The 21,198-nt window shown below is 68.5% G+C and carries 20 protein-coding genes; 6 read left to right on the plus strand and 14 right to left on the minus strand.

What is annotated here, in order from left to right; genetic code table 11:
- Positions 1-112: 112 nt before the first annotated feature.
- Entirely contained in the window at positions 113-982 is an 870-nt protein-coding gene (locus ACFRCG_RS07330) for an IS3 family transposase (protein ID WP_380029717.1), read from the plus strand.
- A gap of 208 nt (positions 983-1,190) precedes the next feature.
- On the opposite strand, the gene ACFRCG_RS07335 is transcribed toward ACFRCG_RS07330, so the two are convergent.
- Both ACFRCG_RS07335 and ACFRCG_RS07340 read right to left on the minus strand, forming a co-directional pair.
- Entirely contained in the window at positions 1,191-1,637 is a 447-nt protein-coding gene (locus ACFRCG_RS07335) for a Secondary metabolite protein (RefSeq protein WP_380029719.1), read from the minus strand.
- Between the two features lie 452 nt (positions 1,638-2,089).
- A complete protein-coding gene (locus ACFRCG_RS07340; RefSeq protein ID WP_380029722.1) occupies positions 2,090-3,106 on the minus strand; it encodes a hypothetical protein in 1,017 nt (338 codons plus the stop codon).
- A 1,350-nt stretch (positions 3,107-4,456) separates the two neighbouring features.
- Between ACFRCG_RS07340 and ACFRCG_RS07345 the strand changes: the two genes are divergently transcribed.
- Together ACFRCG_RS07345 and ACFRCG_RS07350 are read left to right on the plus strand one after the other, a co-directional pair.
- Positions 4,457-5,317, plus strand: coding sequence for an ETX/MTX2 family pore-forming toxin (locus ACFRCG_RS07345; protein ID WP_380029723.1), 861 nt, complete (start codon positions 4,457-4,459; stop codon positions 5,315-5,317).
- Between the two features lie 183 nt (positions 5,318-5,500).
- Positions 5,501-6,118 (plus strand): hypothetical protein, encoded by a 618-nt coding sequence (locus ACFRCG_RS07350; protein ID WP_380029725.1) that lies wholly within the window; start codon positions 5,501-5,503, stop codon positions 6,116-6,118.
- A gap of 97 nt (positions 6,119-6,215) precedes the next feature.
- On the opposite strand, the gene ACFRCG_RS07355 is transcribed toward ACFRCG_RS07350, so the two are convergent.
- The 9 genes from ACFRCG_RS07355 to ACFRCG_RS07395 form a co-directional block, all read right to left on the minus strand.
- A complete protein-coding gene (locus tag ACFRCG_RS07355) occupies positions 6,216-7,538 on the minus strand; it encodes a glycosyltransferase (protein WP_380029727.1) in 1,323 nt (440 codons plus the stop codon).
- A gap of 295 nt (positions 7,539-7,833) precedes the next feature.
- On the minus strand, positions 7,834-8,820 hold the full coding sequence (locus ACFRCG_RS07360) for a hypothetical protein (RefSeq protein ID WP_380029729.1): 987 nt from the start codon (positions 8,818-8,820) through the stop codon (positions 7,834-7,836).
- A gap of 382 nt (positions 8,821-9,202) precedes the next feature.
- Complete coding sequence (locus ACFRCG_RS07365) at positions 9,203-9,379, minus strand: hypothetical protein (RefSeq protein WP_380029731.1); 177 nt, start codon at positions 9,377-9,379, stop codon at positions 9,203-9,205.
- The gene (locus tag ACFRCG_RS07370) at positions 9,346-10,032 is read right to left on the minus strand and encodes a hypothetical protein (RefSeq protein ID WP_380029733.1); all 687 of its coding nucleotides are present in this window, start codon (positions 10,030-10,032) and stop codon (positions 9,346-9,348) included. Before ACFRCG_RS07370 ends, ACFRCG_RS07365 begins: the two co-directional genes overlap by 34 nt.
- Before the next feature lie 248 nt (positions 10,033-10,280).
- Complete coding sequence (locus tag ACFRCG_RS07375) at positions 10,281-11,453, minus strand: hypothetical protein (protein ID WP_380029735.1); 1,173 nt, start codon at positions 11,451-11,453, stop codon at positions 10,281-10,283.
- A 226-nt stretch (positions 11,454-11,679) separates the two neighbouring features.
- Entirely contained in the window at positions 11,680-12,843 is a 1,164-nt protein-coding gene (locus ACFRCG_RS07380) for a hypothetical protein (RefSeq protein WP_380029737.1), read from the minus strand.
- A 228-nt stretch (positions 12,844-13,071) separates the two neighbouring features.
- The gene (locus tag ACFRCG_RS07385) at positions 13,072-13,440 is read right to left on the minus strand and encodes a hypothetical protein (protein ID WP_380029739.1); all 369 of its coding nucleotides are present in this window, start codon (positions 13,438-13,440) and stop codon (positions 13,072-13,074) included.
- Between the two features lie 77 nt (positions 13,441-13,517).
- Positions 13,518-14,192, minus strand: a complete 675-nt coding sequence (locus ACFRCG_RS07390; RefSeq protein ID WP_380029741.1) for a hypothetical protein — start codon at positions 14,190-14,192, stop codon at positions 13,518-13,520.
- Complete coding sequence (locus ACFRCG_RS07395) at positions 14,189-14,935, minus strand: phytanoyl-CoA dioxygenase family protein (protein ID WP_380029743.1); 747 nt, start codon at positions 14,933-14,935, stop codon at positions 14,189-14,191. Before ACFRCG_RS07395 ends, ACFRCG_RS07390 begins: the two co-directional genes overlap by 4 nt.
- A gap of 1,363 nt (positions 14,936-16,298) precedes the next feature.
- On the opposite strand from ACFRCG_RS07395, the gene ACFRCG_RS07400 reads away from it, so the two are divergent.
- Genes ACFRCG_RS07400 through ACFRCG_RS07410 form a run of 3 tightly spaced genes read left to right on the plus strand, consistent with a single transcriptional unit; the run spans position 16,299 to position 17,606 of the window.
- A complete protein-coding gene (locus tag ACFRCG_RS07400) occupies positions 16,299-17,153 on the plus strand; it encodes a helix-turn-helix domain-containing protein (RefSeq protein WP_379997502.1) in 855 nt (284 codons plus the stop codon).
- A gap of 1 nt (position 17,154) precedes the next feature.
- Positions 17,155-17,382 (plus strand): DUF397 domain-containing protein, encoded by a 228-nt coding sequence (locus tag ACFRCG_RS07405; RefSeq protein WP_379997504.1) that lies wholly within the window; start codon positions 17,155-17,157, stop codon positions 17,380-17,382.
- A complete protein-coding gene (locus ACFRCG_RS07410; RefSeq protein WP_379997506.1) occupies positions 17,379-17,606 on the plus strand; it encodes a DUF397 domain-containing protein in 228 nt (75 codons plus the stop codon). The genes ACFRCG_RS07405 and ACFRCG_RS07410 overlap by 4 nt, the downstream gene beginning before the upstream one ends.
- Before the next feature lie 349 nt (positions 17,607-17,955).
- Here the strand turns inward: ACFRCG_RS07410 and ACFRCG_RS07415 are convergent, their stop codons facing one another.
- From ACFRCG_RS07415 to ACFRCG_RS07425, 3 genes are all read right to left on the minus strand, one after another.
- Positions 17,956-18,273, minus strand: coding sequence for a hypothetical protein (locus ACFRCG_RS07415; protein ID WP_380029745.1), 318 nt, complete (start codon positions 18,271-18,273; stop codon positions 17,956-17,958).
- 347 nt (positions 18,274-18,620) lie between these two features.
- Positions 18,621-20,558 carry an ATP-binding cassette domain-containing protein gene (locus ACFRCG_RS07420; RefSeq protein WP_380029748.1) on the minus strand — a complete coding sequence of 646 codons (1,938 nt, stop codon included), beginning with the start codon at positions 20,556-20,558 and terminating at the stop codon, positions 18,621-18,623.
- Complete coding sequence (locus ACFRCG_RS07425) at positions 20,555-21,124, minus strand: NUDIX domain-containing protein (RefSeq protein WP_380029750.1); 570 nt, start codon at positions 21,122-21,124, stop codon at positions 20,555-20,557. Before ACFRCG_RS07425 ends, ACFRCG_RS07420 begins: the two co-directional genes overlap by 4 nt.
- Positions 21,125-21,198 lie beyond the last annotated feature (74 nt).

A 21,198-nucleotide genomic window follows, 5' to 3' on the forward strand; every position in this document is an offset into this window, starting at 1 on the left:
CAACCTCGTCCGAGCGGGAGGAACTCGCCACGCTGCGGCGGGAGAACACGCGGCTCCGACAGGACGTGGAAGTCCTCAAGCGGGCCACGGCTTTCTTCGCGAGGGAGACCCGGTGACGGTGCACCCGTTCATCGAGGCGGAGAAACGCGCAGGTCACAGCGTTAAACGCGCCTGTGGACTTCTTCAGGTCTCCCGTGCCGCCTACTACCACCGCCGCACTGCGGCCCCCTCGCCCCGCGCGGTGCGGGACGCGGAGCTCACCGAGCGGACCACCGAGGCCCACACCGCCTCGCGCGGCAGCTACGGCGCCCCGCGTGTCCATGCCGTCCTGGTCCGCGGCGGCGCCCGCATCGGGCGCCGCCGCGTTGCTCGGCTGATGCGCGAGGCCGGACTCGCCGGCCGGCATCGCAGACGCGGGCGGCGCACCACCGTGCCCGATCCGATCGCCGCCCGTCCGGACCTGATCGGTCGAGACTTCCGCCCCGGCCCGTCGGCGGCCGGGACCCGGTGGTGCGGCGACATGACCTACTTGGCCACGGACGAGGGGTGGCTGTTCCTGGCGACCGTCATCGACATCGCCACCCGCAAGGTCGTCGGTTGGGCCACCGCCGACCACGTGCGCACCGGCCTGGTCGCCAACGCCCTGCGCGACGCCGTCCGAAGGCAACGGCCGGCACCCGGGACGATTTTCCACTCGGACCGCGGCTGTCAGTACACCAGCCATGAATTCGCCGTCCTGGCAGGCGAGTTCGGTATCCGATTGTCCGTCGGGCGCACCGGAGTGTGCTGGGACAACGCGCTCGCGGAGTCGTTCTTCTCCACCCTCAAATCCGACCTGGGAGCGGATCGGCCCCGGCCGAGCCGGGCGGCAGCCCGCACCGACGTGTTCGAGTACGTCGAAGCCTGGTACAACATCCGCAGGTTGCACAGCAGCCTCGACTACCGCAGCCCCGTGGAATACGAAGCCACACTCGCGGTCTGACACCACAACGAAGGTGTCCGTCAAAGCGGAGCAAGCTCACCGGCACAGGAGCTGCGCGTCGAACGGATCGGGAACGTCGATGTCCAGGGTCTCCAACCGCTTGCGGCAGTCGTCCCGAAGCCGCCTGAGATCCACGCACGAAGTCCTTCGATAGTCCTGGGACGAGCGCCAAAGCCGATCCACGCCGCTGATGTCGCGGGTGAAGATCTCAATCACGCTCGCCCGCCCGCGTCTCACCCGCGTCGTGGGCATCCGGCTTGAGCCCTTCGAGGCGCCGAGCCTGCTCGATCACCGCGCTCACCATTCGCAGGCTGTCCGCCGACAGGCCGTCGGCGCGAAACACCAGGCGGTGGACGTCGTTCTCCCGCATCCGCGACCACGCGTCCCGGTCGGCCGCGATGCGCTCCGCCGCCGCGTCGTCGAAGAAGTAGACGGGCTCGACGCCGAAGAACCGGGCGAGCGCGTCGATGGTCTTCAGCGTCGGATTCGTCTGCACCCCGGTCCGAAGCTGCTGTACCAGGCTCGCGGACACGGTCGCCCCTCCCGAGCCGGCCTGCTCCTTGATCCCCCGCGCGACCTCACCGTTGCTGTACGCACCGCCATCGGGCTTGCGCACGACATCGAACAGTCGGTCGAGCTTCGCGGCCAGCGTCATAGCCGGCGTATCAGGCTTCTCGCCCACTTCGGCACACCTCCTCCATCGGAGGCACAGACTGCACGAATCGTCGCCACTACGTCCACCAAACTGTTGGATGACGAGAATCACATGCCACTGGACTGTGAGCTTGGAATCCGGCCTTGCCGCGTCGGCGACAAGGCCGGATCGAATCTCCTTCGGCCTTCCGGTTCCCTGTGCGTTCCGTCCGGCCAATTGGAGGTTCAGCGGGCGGGACACTTCACGTGCGTCGGGGCACCCGTGGACTTCCCGATCTCCCTGGAGGGCGGTTCGCAAGGGACCGTCCGTCCCGCCATCGAACCCTGAACACGGAACTCGAGGCGAAACCCGATGCCGCGAAGCAGACGCGGCCGAAGTACGGCTCGTCGCCGCGCCGCGGCCCGGCCGTCCGGGCCACCGGATCCCTGGGCAGGCCGTCCGCCGGGCACCGACTATCCGCAGGTGGAGTCGGTGGGTGTGTCGTGGGTGAGGGCGCAGATCATCTTCTTGCCGCGCCCGGGGTACTTGGCGAGGAGTTCGTCCCGGAAGTCCTGCCACTGGCGTTCGATGTCCGCGACCGCGACCTTGACGGCCTGGTTGAGGTTATCGCCGACGTTGCCCCGCGAGACTTCCTTGCTGAGGCCTTTCTGGCCGGCGGAGTCGTAGTGATTGATGCGGCCCTTGCAGTCGGCCTTCTTCCCGTCGGACTCGTACTCGCCGGGGACGCAGCCGGTGGTCAGCTTCGGGTCCACGGCCACGGCCGCGTCCTTCTTCCACGCGGCGGTGGCTTGGTGGCTGTAGGTGCGCAGGGTGAAGAAGGGTGCGGGTTTCCTTTGGCGCAGCCCGGGCGGGTTGCCCAGACCGATGCCGTGTTTCGGGTCGGCCTCGTCGCTCCAGTTGCTGTGGGCGTAGAAGTCCTCGACGACGTGCCAGGCGTGTCCGAGGTGTTCGAAGACCTCGCACTTGGCGCGGCCGCGGCGGTCGTCGTATGTGCAGGGGTGGCCGAGGGCGACCTCTGCGGGCTTGATGTGCCCCCCGGCGTCGACGAGTCGGTCGGCGGCGGCCACCGCCTTGTCGAATCCCACGATGGCGGTTTCCACGCAGGCGAGGAGTTCGTTGGTGGCCTGTTGCCTGGTGCGCGGGTAGGAACTCGTCGCCAGGTAGTCCGCGTCGTCGCAGTGGTAGCGGGTCTGCTCGGCGTGGATGTGGTCGCTGATTTGGATGGCGCCCCAGTGGGTGTTGTCGATCTTGTGCGCGGCCATCGCGGCGAGGGACACCTTCTGGAAACCGGACAGGGCCCGCGTGGTGATGTCCGTGTGCGTATCGGGGCCGAAGCCATACGCGGGGACGGCGGCGGCCGGGACGTAGGCCAAGGCTGCCGAGACGGCGAGAGCCGCGCGTATGCGCCACGGCCCGCGGCGGCGCGCGCGGCGGGTGGTGGCGGAGCGGAAGGCGAAGGAGGCGTTCATGGCTGCTCCCTGGGGATGGGCACAGGCGTGCATGCCGACCGGAGGACTCGAAGCGACCGGGACGTGTGGCCGCGTCGGGTTCCCGCCTCAGCTTGGCTCGGGGAAGGCTCGTACAACCTGTCCAACTAACCCATTGGTGGGATTCTTGTCGCGCCGACGCCGCCAGGCGACACATCGATACCGTCGATCGGTAACTCTGGACCGACCAGCCGCCATGACGGCGGGGGTACCGTGCCTGCGGATCGTCGACCGACGCAAACACCGCGGTCCTCGACGAGACCGATCCCGGCGAATCCCGGCCCGTCGATGCCGTACTCTGGCGCGCGACCGTACCCGCGAGCCGCGAAACCGTGCGACCCAGCAACCGAAGTCGCTCTCCGGGTGGACCGGCGCACAGGACATCGACTTCCGCTCGTGGCGCGCTTCCCTTGGCGCTGCCCACGGTCCGAGAGCCGAGCACCTGATGAGCGATCACGTGATCGGCGTCGTTCGAGTGATCGGCAGGCGATCCGGGCAGGTCGAATGTCTCATCGGGATTCGGCCGGGGCTGCCGCCGCTCGGCGGGCTCCACCGAGGCAGGCCGCTCGGGAAGCGCACCGGTCCGGGTCACGCCCGGAACACGGGGTCGCACCCCAAGGCCGAACCGGTCCTTCTCCACTCGCGATGCCCTGAATGACCGACTATCGGTCGACGGAGTGACCAACCACCGATCGTGGCCTCACCTCGTCCCAGTCCCCGAACCGGAGAACCACCTTCTGCGACACCCCCACATCGACCCCTTCTCCCCACGTCGTCGACGAAGGCGCGCCACACACCGTCCGCCCCGCGAACGGGCGCCCGCGCACCACGGTCGCCGACGGCAACCAGCGGTTACGGATCGGCTCCCGGATGGGGCACCCCTCGGGGTCGATGCCGCCGCCCTGACCACCCCGGCGAGACCGAGATGCACACGACGCAACCGCCGGGAGTACTCATCGCCGGAAGCCTCGGGGCGGGCGGCGTCTTCGATAAAACCGTCCATTTGGTTGCATCAAGATGCGGCCCATCCGATACCCGGACATCGTGGATGCCGGAGAGCACGCGAACGCGGACACACGATCGACGAGACGAGTACGTCCGACAGGCCGGCGCCGTGCGGTTGAACTGCCGCCCTTCTCGGCCGAGTCGGACGACGGGCATGTCGATGGGGATTACGCGTCGTCTTTGCATGGATGACGCGAACCACGGTTCAGCTTCCGGAGACCCGAATTTGATCGGCCGGGACCGGTCGAGTCATCCGGATGAATCCGGGGCCGTCTACCGGCGAAAATCACCGGCGGGAGGTCGGCAAAATTCTGAACGGAGAATCGCATGACGTTCCATTTGCACGTTGCCGCAGCCAAGAACAAGGAGCACTGCAAGGCCTTCGGGAGCGGGAAGGAGATCCACCACGTCACCGACAAGGAGGCCAAGTCCTTCAGGCTCGCCGGGTCGACCATCAAGGAGGGATTCGGAAAGATCCTCGACGGGAAACCCGACCACGTCTACTGGAGCGACGAACATTACAAGACCTTTGGCTGGACCGTTCCCAGCACGACGCTGATCCTGGCCAAGTCCGAGATCATCGGCATCGACACGAAGCCGGTCATCGTGAAGGACCAGACGTTCACCAACGATTCGACCAAGGTCGGCGAGTTCAACGCGTCCGTCCAGGACAGTGTGACCTGCAGCGTGAGCGACACCTGGACCCAGAGCAACAGGGTCGACGTCGGCCAGACCTTCAATTACCAGGTCGAATTCCTCGAAACCGGAGGCGGAGGGTCGACACAGCTGACCTACTCCCACGAGTGGGGACACAGCAAGACAGAGACCAAGGACATCACCGTCGGATCGCAGAGCGGGGTCAGTGTCACCCTGCAGCCGCACCAGTCGGTCGTCGCCGAACTCTCCGCAAGCCGCGGAACCCTCAAGGCGAGGTTCACGTTCCATGCGACCGTCGGCGGAGACCTGATCGGCTATTTCAACGACAAGCACAAAGGCCACTGGTGGTGGTGTGCCCCCATCAACGAGGTGCTGCAGTGGGCGAAGCTGCCCACCACGTTGACCATCACCCAGGAAGTCGACGTCGACTACTACTGCAACGGAGAAGTCAGGCTGAAGGACAAGGACAACAAGTTGCTCGCCTTCTTCCCGTTCGGCGTACGTGCGGGCGAGGAGAGCCGGCCCATGTGACAGGTGGTTCTGCCCCGACTCCGAGACGACGCCGGTCGAGTGCCACACCCGGACCGACCCGCCCAGGCGCGGCCCGGTCGCCGAGGACACCCCCGGCGGCCGGCGCCGCCGGACCGCCTCGACCGTCCGACCGGCCCGGTCCAGGCCGGTTATGTCCTTACCCGGCCGGAATGGTTGAAGCGTATGGCGGACGCGTCGCCCGAAGGTGCGGCAACCCTCCGGCCCGCCGCACCGAACCCACTCACCACACATCACACCGCCTGCGAACCCGAAGGGAGCACACCGGTGCCACCCCCGAAACCCACGACCAAAAAGCCCACGACCAAGAAGCCGACGACCACCCTAAAACCCACCACGACCAAGAAACCGACGACCACCAAAAAGCCCACCACGACTAAGAAACCGACAACTACCCAAAAACCCACCACGACCAAGAAACCGACGACCACGAAGAAGCCCACACGACTGGTCCAGAAGAAGCTCAAAGAATGCACTGGAGCCAACTACGGCTGGACTGTGGTCGAGAAGGCCATCTCAGACGTCAAGCACGGCACCGAAGCCGACTTGGAAAAAGCCGGGAGATACCCACACAGCTACAGCAACAGCGACGGAAGTCTTCCCAAGGGCTATACGTATAAGTCTTATGACCTCATTCCCACCACCAGCGGAGGGAGGGCGAGCGAACGCCTCTATCGAGGGGAACCCACCGGCGGTGCCGGGCCATCCACCTGGTACCTCTCGCCGGGACATAACAAGGGCGTCATCTATGAGATCACCGATGCCAACGACAAGGTGAAATGACCCGCGAGGCCGGTGGGCTCCCCATCCCGTTCCGATGCGGACAGGGGAAGTGCTCGGGAAGTGTTCTCGCATGGGAGCCGGGCAAGTGAGGTCGTGTTCAAGGGCCGGGGTCCTCGGCCGCCTTGGACGCGAGCCACGCGGGCACGGGTCCGTTCCGGTCGAGCCAGCGTCGCGCCGCCCGCGGCCCCGCGGGCAGTTCGGCCAGGACCGACCGATAGGCGGCGCGTCGATAGGCCACCATCATCCCCGCGGTCCCACCGTTGCCTCGGCCGTTCGCCTCCGGGAGGTGGACGGCCAGGTCGGGATGCGGCGGGTACTCGCACCGCAACCTCTCGTGCGTACAGGCGGACAATGTCTCGAGACTGTCCGCCACCAGAACGCTGTCCCAGCCGTGGAGATGGGCATGGGTCAAAAGCCGGCGGTGAGTCAGCAGCTCGGCGACCTGTGGGTCGTCGTGGGTAACTGCGGCCACGGCATCGCCGCAGGGCACGGGTGGGCGCGCGCTCGTGCCCTGCGGCGGATGTTCGGCGGTGGGCGGCGGGCGGCCCTCCCCCAGCTCCATCGGGTAGAGCGCGCCGTCGAAAAGGGCCGCTGGGTGTGTGAGTTCGACACCCACGGCGTCATGGATGGACCGGACGGACTCCGGTGCCATGTGTTCGGCGAAGTGGCGCAGGACCGGATCCGTATCCCAGCCGAGTTCACTCCACGCGATGAGGTAATTGCGCAGGTGGTCCTCCCAGGCGAGGCGGTAGGGGACACCAGAGGGACGTTCGAAGCGATGTAGCCAGCGCAGTGCGGGCAGGCACACGGTGCGCCCGCCGTTGCGGCGGATCTTCTCGTGCAGATAGCCCTCCTCGCATCCGAAACCCCGGAACCGGGTGTTCAGGCCGGGCCAGGCGTCACGGCGGCAGGCGAATACTCCCGTGCCCTGCATCGGGATATCGAACTCCGCGGCCGTCGGGTCCTTCGCCCGGTCGTCCACCGCCCACTGCCCGTGCATCCCGTCGGACCACACGGGTGTGAAGTGTGTACCGCACACGGTCACTGCGTCGTCGTGCAGTAGCGGCCCCTGCACCAGGTCACGGCAGCCCGGGCGCCGGTCGAAGTAGTCGAGCACCGCTCGCAGGGCACCGGCAGCCAGCAGCACGTGGCTGTCCAGAACAACGACGATCTCGCCTGCGGCGAGCGGGAACACCATGTGCTTGACGGCCGTGGAGCGCACCGTGGTCACCGGAACGTAGCGCAGGTTGGGCACACCGGCCTCCAGGGACTTCAGGACGCCCGCTACGGCTCCTTCGGGATTGTTGTCGATCAGCAGGATCTCGGTCACCGGCATGACATCCCCGTGATGCAGCAGCAGCGAGGCGATGGTGAACCAGGCGCCATCGAAGTCGTCGTAGGTGCAAATCCCCACGGTCAACCGGGCCGGCCCTCTGGCGGGAGTCGCCCGAGGAATGCGGCCCGCGCCCGACACGACGGGAGCGAGAAGCCTGCGTAGTTCAGTGGCCGAGATGCGCATGCGCCCACCTCGGCCGAGCCCGCCCCGTACACGATCCGAGCTCGGACTTCGTGGGTCGTTGTCGCAAAGTGAGCCCTTTCGGAGGTGCTCCGGGTGGGGATGCGGCGTCGGGCGGAGGGCTGGGTCGGCGACCGGCGACCGGCATCGAGCGGCGGCCAACCGCGGGTGACGGCGGCACGGACACCCCGGCGAACCGCTAGTGACCGGCGGGCCAGGCCCAGCGCGCCTTGTAGACCGGTCCGAGATCGAGGGTGTGCTTCTTTCCGTCCTTCACCACGGAGACCGTCTTGGCGTCCGTTTCGTCGCCCATGCTCTGGGTGTACATGATCGTGCCGTCGTGGATGTTCAGGCTTTTGAGGTTGGTGGCGGACGTCAACGGGTCGCCCTGCTCGTGCGCGGATTGGAAAACCGAGCGGGCCGGCGGGGCGGCACCGACGGTGCGGGTGGCGAGGTCGAAGGCAACGACGCGAGATTCCGTGCTGATCCACACGGTGTCCCGGTCATGGCGGGCGACGTCGTGGGGGCTCTCCCACCGGCCCGTCTGCTTCAGGTAGGTGAGTTCCAGGGGTTTGGCGACCAGGTCGTACTGGGCCACCTGTGTCAGGGACGGGTGATCGCCGGACTGATAGCTGTACTCCCGCAGGACACATTTGCCTGTCTTGTCCTTCGCGTGCCCGGTGCGTCCGACCGCCCACAGGTGGCCTCCGCCGTGGCCGTCCCCGGCGTCGATCCACACCGACGCATGGGAGTCCTTGAAGTCGTAGGGAATCACCTTGCCCGGGTCGGCGGCTCGGACCAGGGCCAGGTTGTCCTTGGTGGGGGCCTGGGAGCAGGGGGCGTGGACCACCACGTTGCCGTCCGGCAGGGCGGTCGCCGAATGCACCCCGCCCGAGAGGTCCTGGAGAGCCTTGTCCTTCTCGTGCCAGAGCGTCTTGCGGGTCGCGTGGTCGATGACGACCACGTGCGGCTTGATCGTGGTGCGGGCCGCGACCACCACCTTGCCCCACTTCTTGTTCGTCACGGCCTTGGCGTCCGTGTAGTGGCCGCTACGGGAGGTGTCGCCCTGTGCCGGCGACCACACGCTCTTGGCCTTCATCAGGGCGCTTGTTCCCGAGTCCTCGACCGTGAACAGCTCCGGGCCCGCCTGCTTCGGGGCGGCCGGCAGCAAGGGGTACGGGGGCATCGCGGACGTCTCCTCTTCAGGGCGGTGATCGCGAATACCCCCCGAGGAACGTGCGCACTCCCGGCAGGCAACGCCGTGCGAAGGCGGTTCTCTTCCACGACCGCCCGGCGTCACGGCCCGAATGACCAGGGTCGCCGCCCCGGCGCCGCAGCCCTCGGTGCCGGTCGGTGCGGCCGTCAACGGCGGCGTTTGTCCTTCGCGAGTGGTGCGCGCAGCCCGGCGTGCCCGGAAGTCGCAGAGGGACGCCTGCTCGGAGTGTGGCCCAGGGCGCGACGTGGAGAATGGTCGGTCGGGTGGGTAGTTGTCGGTTCCGCCGGCCGGCCAGTCGATTTCGCGGGCATCGGTGGCACGATCGATGCCAGGCGGGGTCGGCTCGTGCCGCTCATCGGGCCCCGCTCCGCGTCCGGGTCGAGGACTGCCCGAGGTCGGCGCATGGCGCTGCGGCGCGGCGCAGGATGTCCGCGAGCGTGGGGCGGTGGAAGCGGGCGCGGACCGCGTGGTGGTCGGAGAGTCCGGTCATGTCGATCACGTTGACGTCGACCAGGGCCGGCAGGAGCATCCGTGACAGCCAGAAGCCGTCGACCGCGGTCGCGGGGCCCTGTTCGGGTTTTCGACGACGGTGGGTGCGAGTGCGGACATGCGCCCGTAGGTGAGTGCGACGTGGCGGGCGGCGTCCTCGGCGCCGGCGGTGCGCATCTCCTGGTCGGTGTGGGTGTCCGGGATCCGCACGCCGTCGGGGCCGCAGCGGGAGCGGTGGGTTTGGTGGACGCGGTCGGTGAACGTCTCAATGGGCGGCAGGAGCGGGCCACCGGGGACGGGTGTGGTGTAGCTGTTGCGGTCGCCGCCAAGGACGGCGGGCAGTTTGACCACGTCGCCGCTCCCGGTGATGTGCGCCTTGTCGAGGAAGCGGGTCAGGTACTCCCCCTCGATCGCGCGGCCGGTGCAGGAGGCGTAGGGGAGGTGAAGGGACACACAGACGATCGGCAGAGTTTCCGCGTGAGTGTCGCGCAGGCGCAACGCGCGTGCCGTGGGCTCCAGTTGCCATCCGCTGTCATCCCAGCCGCGCGGGGATTCGAACACCTCGGGGTCGATGTACAGGGCGGTGGAGCTGCCCTTGCCGACCCATCCGGTCATGCCGAGTACGGTTTCGGCCGCGTCGGCGAGTTCACCGTTGTTGTCGAGGGCGTCCCACATCTCCTGCCGGAAGAGCACGGCGGGGCGCAGCGAGGCGTAGTACTCGTGGGTCCGGTGCCATTTCTGGCGGTCGCCGCCTCCGTTGTTCTCGAAGTTGGCAGTGATGAAGTCGATGGTGGTGGTGGTCGCGTCGGGGCCTTTCGTTCAGGCGTGGATACGTGGATCGGTCGTGGTCGGGAGGGGCGTTGTTCGTTTCGTGTGGGAGTTGTCGAGGCGGTTCGGGGCGGCGCCACGGTCCTGTGGAGCGCGTCCTTGTCGGGCGGCCGTCAGCCGTGGGATGCGTTGCGGGTGCCGGGTCGGTGCTGTCGGGGAACGGCGCAGGCGGCGTGGACGCGGGCCAGGGCCGAGGTCAGGGCGTACTCGGGTTGTGTGGGGCGGAGTTCGAGGCCACGGGCGATGGTGGCGACGACGCTCAGCACCCGGGTCGCACGGCGGGCGGTGTGGCGTTGGGTGTCGGTGGGTCCGGGGACGCACGGAGGCAGGGCGAGGCAGGTGGCCAGGATGGTCAGGGTGTCCATGGCCCACAGCCGAAGGACCTCGCGCAGCGCGGTGGACCGGTCGCGGTCGGGCGGAAGCGGGCCGGTGTCCGCGGTGAGCCAGGAATGCAGGGCGTCGGTGACCGCGACGACCGTGTGGGGGGGTGCGGCGCTGCCGATCAGGAGTTGGATCAGGCGGCTGACCAGAAGGGCGAGGTCGGCCTCGGGGTCGGCGAGGTGTGGTCGCGGGCTGGTGGTCCAGGTGCCGTCCGTGGCCAGGACGAGGCGGTCGCAGTCCAGGTTGCCGTGGACCAGGACGTGCCGGTCCTGGTGATCGTCGGGGCGGTGTTCGTCCAGGACCACGGACAGGTGGTCGATCCGGTCGCGGAACGCGCGACGATCCTTGGCGCGGATCCACCCGGTGCCGATGTCGGCCGGCCACGCGGGGGTGATCCCGTGCCAGAGCGAGCCGAACTCGCCCTCGATGCCCGACCGGCCGCTCGACGCAGACACAGGCACCGTCCTGGCGAGGCCGGGGTCGCGGGTGGCGGTAAGGGCGGTCCACAGGTGTTCCAGGAGTGCGCTCGTGCGGTGCGGGTGTTCCAGGACGGCCGCCGACAGGCTGGTCCCGTCCGGGTGTTCGGTGATGGTGATCGGCCCTTGGGAGACGAGGGTTTCGGGTCGGTCGAGCCCGGTGGCGCGAGTGAACGCGAGCGCGTCGGCGAGATCGCGTTGGACGCGGCGGCCGACGCGATCGTGGCCGTGGTGCAGCAGCGAGGTCACGGTCGCGTCGGCGGCTTCGGCGTCGTACAGGAGTGCGGCGACCGGTCGCCCGTAGTCCATGCGGACCGTCACGGGCCGCTTGTCCGCGGTGGCGCTGACGGTGTGGCCGGATAGGTCTCCGAGGTCGGTGCCCGGGACGATGTGCGCACCGTCGAGGAGTTGGCGAAGGACCACATCCATGCGGTGTGCCGCCCATCCGCGGGCTCGGTTCGCGTCACGTAGTCTCCGTCGCACGGTGCTCGCGTCTGCCTGGCGAAGTCGTGGTGACGAGCCGTGGGATGTGGTCCGTGGCGTGTTCGGGCCGCCGGTGATGGCGTGGTCGTGCACGTGTATCTCCTGTGCGGGGTTGGCGTTTGGCCGGCTCCGGGCCGGGCTGTTCCGAGACCGGGCGGCGCGCGGGGCGAGTTCAGGCGCGGGCGGCGACGATGACGCGGTCGAGGGCGTCGGCCAGGGCGGTCGCGGGTGGAGTGTGGGCGCCGAGGAGGCTGTGCGTGATGCTCTCGACCAGGTCGAGGACCTCGATCGCGCGCTCGGCGAGGCCGCGTTGCGCCGGTGTCAGGATCGGTACGTCCGGAGGCAGCGCAAGGTGGCCGGCGACGGTGGTGAGCGTGTCCATCGCCCACAGGCGCAGTACGTCACGTAGCCCTTGGGTACGGCGGATCCCGTGTGCGGCCAACGGGCCTTCGACCGCGGTGATCCACGTGTACAGATCGGTGGTGACGGTGTCCGCGACGACGGTGCCGGTTCGGGCGCCGATCAGGTGTTGGGCCGTGCGGCTGACGAGCGTCGCCAGGTCGGCGTGTGGGGTGGCCAGGTGTGGGCGCGGGCAGGACGGCACAGGCGCCGGGAGGCGGATGAGAATGTCGGCGGGGTCGAGTCCGCCGTGGGCGAGCACTCGCTCGGAGGTTCCGGGGACCGTGAGCATGAGGCGCACGGCGACGTGGACCAGACGTGCACGCAACCCCGACAGCGCGGCGCCGGAGACCCATCCGCGGCCTGCTTCGGCGATGTGGTCGGGCAGCAGGTCCGCCATCCACAGCTCGGCGAACTGCGCCTCGATCGAACCGACTCGGTCCAGCGAGGCAGCGGCGGCCATGCGATTCGCGGCGGTCCGCAGCCGCAGCAGAGCCAGCGAGCCCCACAGCCGGTCGATGTGATCGACGACCTGGTGCGGTGTATCGAGCATCTTCGACGCCAGGGTCGCGCCGGACGGAGTCCGTTCGACGACCAGGACCGGGCCCAAGTGGGCTGGCACGGCGGGCGCCGGTGGGCAGCCCATCGCGGCCAGGACCGCCCGGTGGGCCACGACGCGAGTGGTCTCGCGGCTCGCCCGCCCGTGGGCGGCGGTCATGCGCGCCGCGACGTTCGCGCCCTGCTCGTGCAGCAGTTCGGGCAGCGGGGTGCCGTAGGCCAGGGACGCCGTGACCGCGAATGGTTCCTGTCCGACCCGGTGCAGCAGCGCGTCGCGGATGTGGTGGGTGGACGTCGAGTGGGCGTCACCCCATTCGATCGTGCCGTCGAACAGGGTGGGCACGATCGCGGCCAGTCGTGCGTCAGCGAATGCGGTCACCTGGTCGTGGGCGCGTCGTTGTCGGGAGTGGTTGTGGTGGGTGGTCATGGTCCTGTCCGGGTTCGAAAGGGCAATGGGAAGGAAGGGCGAACGAGGTACGCCGGCGCGAAGCCGCCTACCGGGGCTGCTCCGGCGCCGCGTATCAAGGCGCGGTGGCTTTGCCGAACCCGGCGCCGGCTGCGCTGGTCGGTGCACTTCCGCAAAGGGATCGGGCGAGTCGAGTGAGCGTCAGTTCGAGGTGGGCCAAGTGGCGACAACCGTGACGCCGGTCCGGGCAAACGGTCGCCAACCCACCGTCGGCGGCGGAACACGACGGAGCCCGGGACCGGCCGGGTCGCACGCGCGACGGTGCAAGGCGTGCAGGACCGTCGGCGTCGCGCGGTGCGGGCTGCCCCCGGGCAGGTGGGGCCGGCGAGGAATGCGGTGCCCGAAGGCCGTTCGGATGGCGGCGATCGCCTGACCTGCGGTGACGACCCGTACTGCCGTCGGATTGTCCGGCGAGGTGATGACGATCCGCAGCACGCGCTCGGGATGAACCGTGGCCGTCGGCGCGGAGCCGATCCGTCCTCCCCCGGATTCGCGCAGCACCATCTCCATCGCGAGCGGCCTGTGCCCGGCCGTCGCCATACCGCCCGAACGCATGTCGGGCGAGGCGCCTTTCGAGGGATCGGGGGTCAGTGGCACGGACCGTCTCCGGCGTGGTGGCGACGATAGGTGAGGGTGGCCGAGGCCCGCAGGTATCTGCTCTCGTTTGCGCCCATGCCGACCCACAGACGCGGGTGCACGGCGAGGACGCACGGATCCGATCCACCACAACCACCCACCCGACCAGGGCCGTTGCGCCTGCGGCAAAACAGACCGGGCCCCGGGGACATCACACGGACGTGGCTACGCAAGGCGACCCGCAGGCACCACGAGCCGTCTCGCTGAATCGGGATCCACAGGTGGACGCTGTCGTTCGACGAGCCCATGGCCGAACAAGGTCCGCACGGCACCGGTGGCGAAGACGGTGTGCGCGGGAGCATGTACCTCAAGGCAAGGTCAACCGGCTCGACCGCGCCACCCAGGATCCGAGCTGCCCAGCGATCGAGTTCGCGGTCGTGCAGCAACTCGTCGAAGAGCACGGACAACGCGGCACCGTCGAGCGAGTCGGCGTTGCGGGCGGCGCCCACAGGGTGGCGAAGTACGTCCCGGCGCGTCGGACCCCACCGTTCGTACAGGCGCACGGCCTCCGCCTCCAGGCGCGCCACGCGGTCTTCGGCCAGCACGTTGCCCAACTGCGCGTATCCGTCGCGGTGGTACATCCGGCGGGCCGCGTCGACATCGGCATCCGAGACAGAATCGCTCACGACGCCACCACCCGGATCGTTCGCGCCTGCGGGCCCAACTCGTCGCCACGGCGGCGCGGGGCTTCCGTGATCGGGGATTCCATGTCGGGCTTCGGCACGGGCCGCGATTCGACTCCTCGGTAGAGGATCCGTACCACGAGCAGATCCCGGCCACCGGCGTTGTTGGTCCAGCCGTGCGGCAGCCATCCGTGGACGAACAGGACATCGCCCGGGCGCAGTTGGATGTGCCGCGCGCCCGACGCCGGTAACGCGCTCGGGTCGATGCCGGGTGGATCCCCACGAAGCGTCCGGGCCCGATCGTGGGCCTGCGGGTACACCGTGACGGCGTCGTGACGTGCGTACAGCGAGTCCAATGCGACGTACGCGCACACGTGCGTGTCGGCGTCGAAACCCTCGACGACGGCGTCCTGGATGAGCGCCTGTTCGCCGTCTCGGGCGGGTATCCGCAGTAACTCGTAGGTCACGGTGGCGACGTGATCCGCCGCCAACACCCGGCGAACTGCCGTCTTTACGGTGACGGAGTCCCCGAGGATGTCGATCTCTCGCGAGAGCGACCGGACGTTCCGAGCCGGCCTCACCAACTTCGCGTCGCAGCCGTCGTGGGCAACCGGGGTGAACAGACCCACGGCTTCCTCACGGATGCGTTCGGTCCAGATCCGGCCGATCTCGCCGGCCAGGAGGGCGTATCCGAAACGTCTCAGGCCGGCGCGCATGGTGTGTTCGTGCGTGGTGTTCGTGATCACAATTCCTCGCAGGCGACGAAGAGGTATGTGGGGGGAAGTACGAGCGCAGGCGAATCGCCGTTGATTCGCCTGCGCCGCCGTCGGATTGCCGTTGATCCCCGTGCGAGCACTCCGGGCCCGGGCTCCCTGCAGGGGGTCGAAGGGGGGATCGGGGCGGAGAGGCTGAATGGGATCGAACGCGAGCCGTGCGGGCGGCTCGCGTCCGACCGGCCGACCCGGAAGGCAGCGAGGCGGCCCGACCCGACGCAAGGAGTTCATCGACCTGTGCCGGGAAGAAGGGGCGAATTCGTAGCTCGGCGACGCGGAAACAGGTCTCCACCGTCGACGCCGGGCCGGGAGAACCGATTGTGGTCCTCGCTCGGGGCAAAGCCGATCTGCGTGCCCGGCGGTCGGAGGTTGAGGCCAGGATGGCGAGACACAGCACCAGACAGAGCGAGCGCGACATCTGGATGTGGCGACTCGCGGTCCGGCAACGCCTCGACGGTGTGCCTGACTTCGAGTTCGGAACAATTCCCGTACACGCATCAGCCACGGCTGCGCCACAGCCACCGCACGACGGTTATGCGGCCCGCCGCGCATCGCGGGTAGGCCCGAGACCGCAATCGACGGAGGCCCGGCTTGTCGGGTAGCCCCGTCGTCGGCGTCGCACCTGTACGACGCCGCGGGCGGGGCGTCGTGCCAGATCGGGCGTCCAAGAGCAGCACGACGCCGCGCCGCGAGCGTCTCGGGGGCGGACGACGCCGGTAGGGCGAATGCCGCCCGGATCCATTTCCCGCCACCCGGGCACGGCCCGTAGGCCACCTCGTGCGCCAGGACGAGGGCCATCTCCAGCCCCCGTCCGTCCTCCGCATCGGCATCGGGCTCGGCGCGCGGTGCCCTCCAGGCCAGTACCACGAAAGTGTCATCCGTCACCGCGAAGAGCAGCCGTTCTCCATCGACCCACCAGAACAAGTCGATGGATCCGTCGGTGTGTTCCAGCGCGTTTGTGACCAACTCGACGACCACCGAGCGGGGATCGTCGTCGGACAACGCGCCGACGGCAGCGCACACGGCATCGGTGTGCAGGCGGGCGCTCTTGGCGGCGAGCGTGGTTCTCGGGAGTTCCAGTCGTTGAGCGGGCAGTTCCATGCGGGTCTCCCTGCGGGTCGCACGGGCATCGCACACTGCTGCGTCTTGTGATCATGACAACGCAGTCGGTGACTGGAAACAGACTCCATCTCTCCTTGGTATGGCGTCAAGTCACTTCCAGGAATACTTCCTGGAACATTCCCATCGAACCTCGGTGTATAGGCTCGCAGCGGCTCCGGGATGCTGGGCGGTAGCAGGCACGGCGGATCTACGCGACGACGACGGGGAGGACGACATGGCCACGAGCGGCCCGGGCAACCTTCGAGCGCGACGAGACTTCGGATCGCGACTTCGCGCCCGGCGCGGAAGAACCCCTGCGAAGGCGGTGGGCGACGCGATCGGCGTCACCGCGGCGCAGGTGACGAGGATCGAGACCGGAGACCGCACCTGCACGGACCAGATGTTCGACCGCTTCGTGGAGCTCTACGGAATCGAGGGCCAAGACCTCGTCGACCTACGCGAACTCCTGGAACAGGCCCGCGATGAGACGCCGCCATGGTGGTACGCCTTCGGCGAGGTCGTGTCGGCCAACTACGCCACGGTCCTCGAATACGAGGCCGACGCCCGCCTGCGCCGCGACTACCAACCCGTCCTGATCCCCGCCCATCTCCAGACCGAGGCGTATTCGCGGGAGGTGACGAGTCTCGGATGGAGCGCCCTCGGCCCGGACCAGATCGACAGCTTGGTCGAGGTTCGCTCGATGCGGCAACGCCGCCTTTACGAGCCGAAGCCGCTCTTCGTCGAAGCGGTTATCACTCAAGCCGCCGTCACCTTCGAGGTCGGCGGCCCCGAGGCACATCTTGAACTTCTCGATCACCTTCTGGAAATCACAAAACTCCCGAACGTCGACCTCCGCATCATCCCGTACACAGCAGGTGCGGGAGGTACCCATACCGGAGCCTTCAACGTCTTCTCCTACGACGGCGGCGACCCCGACGTGGCGTTCTCCGAAGGCGTCAGCGGTAGCGTATTTATGAACGATCCCCGTGACTTGGTGCGCGTGAACAGGCTCTTCAAGAACCTGGGGAAGGTCGCGCTCAGCGCGGACGACACCCGTGCCCTCATCAAGGCCAAGAGAAACCGGACCTGACATGGACCTGAACGACGTCTATGCCCTCGACCTCGACGGCATAACTTGGAAGAAGAGTTCCTTTACCGCCAACGCAGGAGACTGCGTTGAAACGGGCGTCATCCCCGGGTCTGCCGCCGTGGCGATCCGAGACAGCAAGAACACGGATCTGCCCGTCACACGCGTATCCGCCTCTGCCTGGCACGAGTTCGTCGACGCCGCCAAGACCGGAAGGTTCGTCCAGGCATGACCTCGGACGACAAGGCGAACCTCTACGCCTTGGATCTATCCGAGGCGCACTGGCTGACCGCGCCTGGAGCCGACCCCAACGACCGGATCGAGATCGCGGCACTCCCCGATGGGGGAATGGCACTGCGAAACCCGGCCGACCCGAACGGAGCCGTCCAGAGGTACAACGCCCGCGAATGGGCCGCGTTTCTGGCAGGAGCGCGAAACGGCGAATTCGACGACTAGCCCTCATGCAAGACGGAGGGCCCCAACGCTGGTGGGGCCCTCCAACACCATGCCGCCCGCAGCTTCGTAACGGGATCCAAACGCGGACGGTAGACGTACCGCTCATGGGCGTACGTGCTGCTTCATGTCCAGCAGTTCGACCGAGACCCGCACCCGTACCTCGGCCCCGGACAGGGTGGAGGCGGGGGCGGGACCCGGCTCGGGGATGGTGCCCTGTCCACGGCCGGAACCTCGGCCGACAACGAGTACCCCCGACCCGGCTCCCCGTTCCGGGTTCTCGACGCCGCCCATCGCCTGCCCATGGGTCCGGCGAGGTCCGGAGCGGTGAGCAGGCGAGGCGGTACGGGGCTCAGTCCAAAGCCATGAAACTGCCGACTTGCGCGGTTCGGGTCTGGCTCGGCTCCAGCGGGTCGTAGACCTTCGTCTGGCAGTTGCTGTCGGGGAACAGCAGGATCGTGCCCTCGGTCCTGTTGGAAATCGTGGTGCCGGTTCCGAGCCCGGGTTGGCACTGGTCGGCCTGCGGATCGGAGACGGCCTTCTCCTGGCCGAGGCGGTTCATGATCACCACGCCCGGGGCCGCCGTGGCGATGGCGAGGTCGACGAGGGACAGAGCGAGGACGCCGGCGGTAACAGCCAGAGCCGCACGCGGTCGGAGGCGCATACACATGGGGACAACTCCTGAAGGATGGGGGCTCGAAACCGGGAACCGCCAGGCTCGCTTGCAACATGGCGCCCCGCGACTTCCGGGGACCGGCTACCCCTGACCCGCCACCACCTCACCGAACGGGCGGGGGAGTTCACCCGAACGGTCCCGGCGGACGGTGACGTCGCCCAACGCCTCGGCACCGGAAGCGGTCGGCTGGAATCCGCAGGTGAGACAGTTGACTTCAAAGGCTTCGGTCCCTCTTTGGAGGTGATACGTGCCGTATTTCGTCCAGGCGTCGCTTTACACGGGCTTGCGCTCATCTCTGGTCGACGGCACGTACGGGCAAGGGGTGTTCCGATGCATGTCGGTCACGAGTCTCCTCCCGGCCGGTAGGCGTCCCGGTCCTGCTGGAGGCGCCACAGGTCCTGCATCAGGCCGGGTCGGCCGATCAGTTCGTGGAAGGTGCCACTCTGCACGACACGGCCCTTTTCCATGACGACCACGCGGTCGGCGACGGAGGTGTTGGCCAGGTTGTGGGTGACGAGCACGACCGCACGGTCGCCGGCGAGAGCGCGGAGACCGGTGAAGATCCGGTGCTCGGCGCGGGGGTCCAGGTCGGAGGTCGGCTCGTCCATGATCAAGAGACCGGCATCGCGATGGATCGCTCGGGCGACGGCGATGCGTTGCCACTGTCCCGGGGAAAGGGCCACGCCGCCCCACCACTCCCGAGCCAGGAGGGTGCCCATTCCGGAACGCAGGGTCTGGATCACGTCGTCGGCGCCGCTGGCGCGGGCCGCCGCGAGCACGGCTCGCTCGCCCTCCTTGCGGGGTTGGCCCAGATGAATGTTCTCCCGCGCGGTCACGGGCCAGCGGGCGAAGACCTGGGGAACCACCGAGGTCTGTTTCCACATCGCCTGCGCCTCCAGGTCCGCGACGCCGACCCCGTCCCAGGTAACAGTGCCGGTGGTGGGCAGGTTGAGCCCCGACAGCAGTTTCATCAGGGTCGACTTGCCGGAACCGTTCTCGCCGACGACGGCCACGATCTCTCCTTGGCGGACATCGAAGTCGACGCCGCGCAGGGTGTCCCGGTCGGCCTCGGGGTAGCGGAAGACGACATCGCGAAGGGCGATGTGCCGCGGTCGGTCCGGGACGATGTCGCCGCGCTTCAGGCGTTCTCCCGCCGCTTCGGTGACGAACCGTTCCCAGTCGTCGAGGTACAGGCCGGTCCGGAGCAGGTCGCGGCCGTAGCCGACCAGGCCCTGCAGTCCGGTGCCCGCCGACCGCAGAGCGAAGATCGCCGTACCGGCGGACGCTGCGGAGATGCGTCCGGTCCCGAGCAGGAGCACCACCGCGCCCCACACCACCGCGGACACCAGTCCGGTGGCGACGGCGCCCACCACGGCGATCTTCGCCCGCTCCCAGGCCGCTCGGTCGTTGGTGGCCTCCACCCGCTTGGCGCTCGCCTTGTACTTGTCGAGGAGATAGGGGGCCAGGGTGTCGGTGCGAACCTGGTCGGCCTGTTCCTTGGCGATCAAGTGCCAGCGCAGCATGGACATCACCCGGCGGTCCTTGTGGGTGGCCACAACCGCCAGGTACGTAACGCGCTCGCCGCGGATCGCGGCCATGGCCTGAGGGACGGCCGCCAGCAGGAGCAGCGGTAGCAGAAGCGGATACAGGGTGGCCAGCACCACGCCTGCGGCAACGAGGGTGGCCAGGGAGGAGATGTAGTTCTGCGACTGCCCGATCATGTCCTGGCTGACGTCCACGCCCCGTTCGGCCGCGTCGTATCTGTCGTTGAAGCCGGGGTGGTCGTAGGCGGCCTGTTCGGCGTTGGTCGCCGCCTCCAGCATCCTGTACTCCGCCTCGCGGCAGATCCGGGGCGAGAGCCTGTTGGACAAGCCCTGGATCACGATGCCCAACAACGCCCGCAAGCCTGCGGCGCCGGCCAGTACCGCTACCGCCGGGACCGCCGCGCCGAGCCGACCGGGGTCGTGGGCGGTGTCGATGAGCACGGAGAACGCGGCCGTGGTGGCGAACAATCCCAATGCGGCGGACACTCCGGACACGAGCTGGCAGGCCAACAGCCACACGACCGCCGTGCGGTCGACCTCCCACGCCAGGGCGAACGTTCGGCGGATCAGCGACGGCAACCGGCGGGCCATGCTGCGGCCGGTCAGCAGCTCGGCCAACTCCAGGCTGTCGCCGCCCGGGTGGTCGAACGTCAACGTCTCCCGGGTCGGGGTATCAGCATCCGGCTCCCCCGCGTCGGCGTCTCCACCGTGCAGCCGGCCCGTGGTTTCCGTCATGCCCCGCTCCCCTTCTCAACAGGACGTTCGGCCGGCATCCGTGCGGCCCTCCCGGGCAGTGCCGCGCCCGCGTCACCGACGGCGGGGACCATGCGCAGCCGGGCCTTCGTGGCGTCGTACGCGATCGGATCACCGGGGAGTTGGAAGTGCACGGCGAGCCGGCCGCCGGCCCGGTAGGTGTCGAGTCCGGCCCGGCAGTAGGCCACCATCGGTGCCGGCAGCGCGTCGAGGCGGTACCAGCCCATCGCGTCGCACACGGCCGGTTCCATGACCTGCGGTGTGCCGTGCCATCGCCGGACCTCGAAGAAGAATCCGACCCGGGCGCCCCCTTCCGGGCTGCGATGGTGCACCGTGGCGGCGACGCGGACATCGGCCGGGTCGACGAGAACGCCGGTCTCCTCCGTCGTCTCCCGCAGGAGCGCGTCGACGATGTCCTCGTGCGGGCCGTCGAGGTGGCCCGACGGGAGATGCCACAGGCCCGACGCATACACCGCCCCCGCTCGCCGCGACAGCAACACCTGCGGCCCAGCGGCGCCGTCGCGGCGCAGGATCAAGTGGACGTCCACGGGCTCCACGTGTCGGTCCGGCGCGCTCAATTCTCACCCTCCGACGGGCCGGCGTCCGGGTGGGCGCACTTCGG

The sequence above is a fragment of the Embleya sp. NPDC056575 genome, from assembly GCF_042793325.1.
GTDB lineage: Bacteria > Actinomycetota > Actinomycetes > Streptomycetales > Streptomycetaceae > Embleya.

What these genes read in the sequence shown, in the direction of transcription:
- ACFRCG_RS07335 (WP_380029719.1), bottom strand. Translation starts at nt 1,637, where the DNA reads ATGACGCTGGCCGCGAAGCTCGACCGACTGTTCGATGTCGTGCGCAAG.
- ACFRCG_RS07340 (WP_380029722.1), bottom strand. Translation starts at nt 3,106, where the DNA reads ATGAACGCCTCCTTCGCCTTCCGCTCCGCCACCACCCGCCGCGCGCGC.
- ACFRCG_RS07345 (WP_380029723.1), top strand. Translation starts at nt 4,457, where the DNA reads ATGACGTTCCATTTGCACGTTGCCGCAGCCAAGAACAAGGAGCACTGC.
- ACFRCG_RS07350 (WP_380029725.1), top strand. Translation starts at nt 5,501, where the DNA reads ATGGCGGACGCGTCGCCCGAAGGTGCGGCAACCCTCCGGCCCGCCGCA.
- ACFRCG_RS07360 (WP_380029729.1), bottom strand. Translation starts at nt 8,820, where the DNA reads ATGCCCCCGTACCCCTTGCTGCCGGCCGCCCCGAAGCAGGCGGGCCCG.
- ACFRCG_RS07365 (WP_380029731.1), bottom strand. Translation starts at nt 9,379, where the DNA reads ATGCTCCTGCCGGCCCTGGTCGACGTCAACGTGATCGACATGACCGGA.
- ACFRCG_RS07375 (WP_380029735.1), bottom strand. Translation starts at nt 11,453, where the DNA reads ATGGATGTGGTCCTTCGCCAACTCCTCGACGGTGCGCACATCGTCCCG.
- ACFRCG_RS07385 (WP_380029739.1), bottom strand. Translation starts at nt 13,440, where the DNA reads ATGGAGATGGTGCTGCGCGAATCCGGGGGAGGACGGATCGGCTCCGCG.
- ACFRCG_RS07400 (WP_379997502.1), top strand. Translation starts at nt 16,299, where the DNA reads ATGGCCACGAGCGGCCCGGGCAACCTTCGAGCGCGACGAGACTTCGGA.
- ACFRCG_RS07405 (WP_379997504.1), top strand. Translation starts at nt 17,155, where the DNA reads ATGGACCTGAACGACGTCTATGCCCTCGACCTCGACGGCATAACTTGG.
- ACFRCG_RS07410 (WP_379997506.1), top strand. Translation starts at nt 17,379, where the DNA reads ATGACCTCGGACGACAAGGCGAACCTCTACGCCTTGGATCTATCCGAG.
- ACFRCG_RS07415 (WP_380029745.1), bottom strand. Translation starts at nt 18,273, where the DNA reads ATGTGTATGCGCCTCCGACCGCGTGCGGCTCTGGCTGTTACCGCCGGC.
- ACFRCG_RS07420 (WP_380029748.1), bottom strand. Translation starts at nt 20,558, where the DNA reads ATGACGGAAACCACGGGCCGGCTGCACGGTGGAGACGCCGACGCGGGG.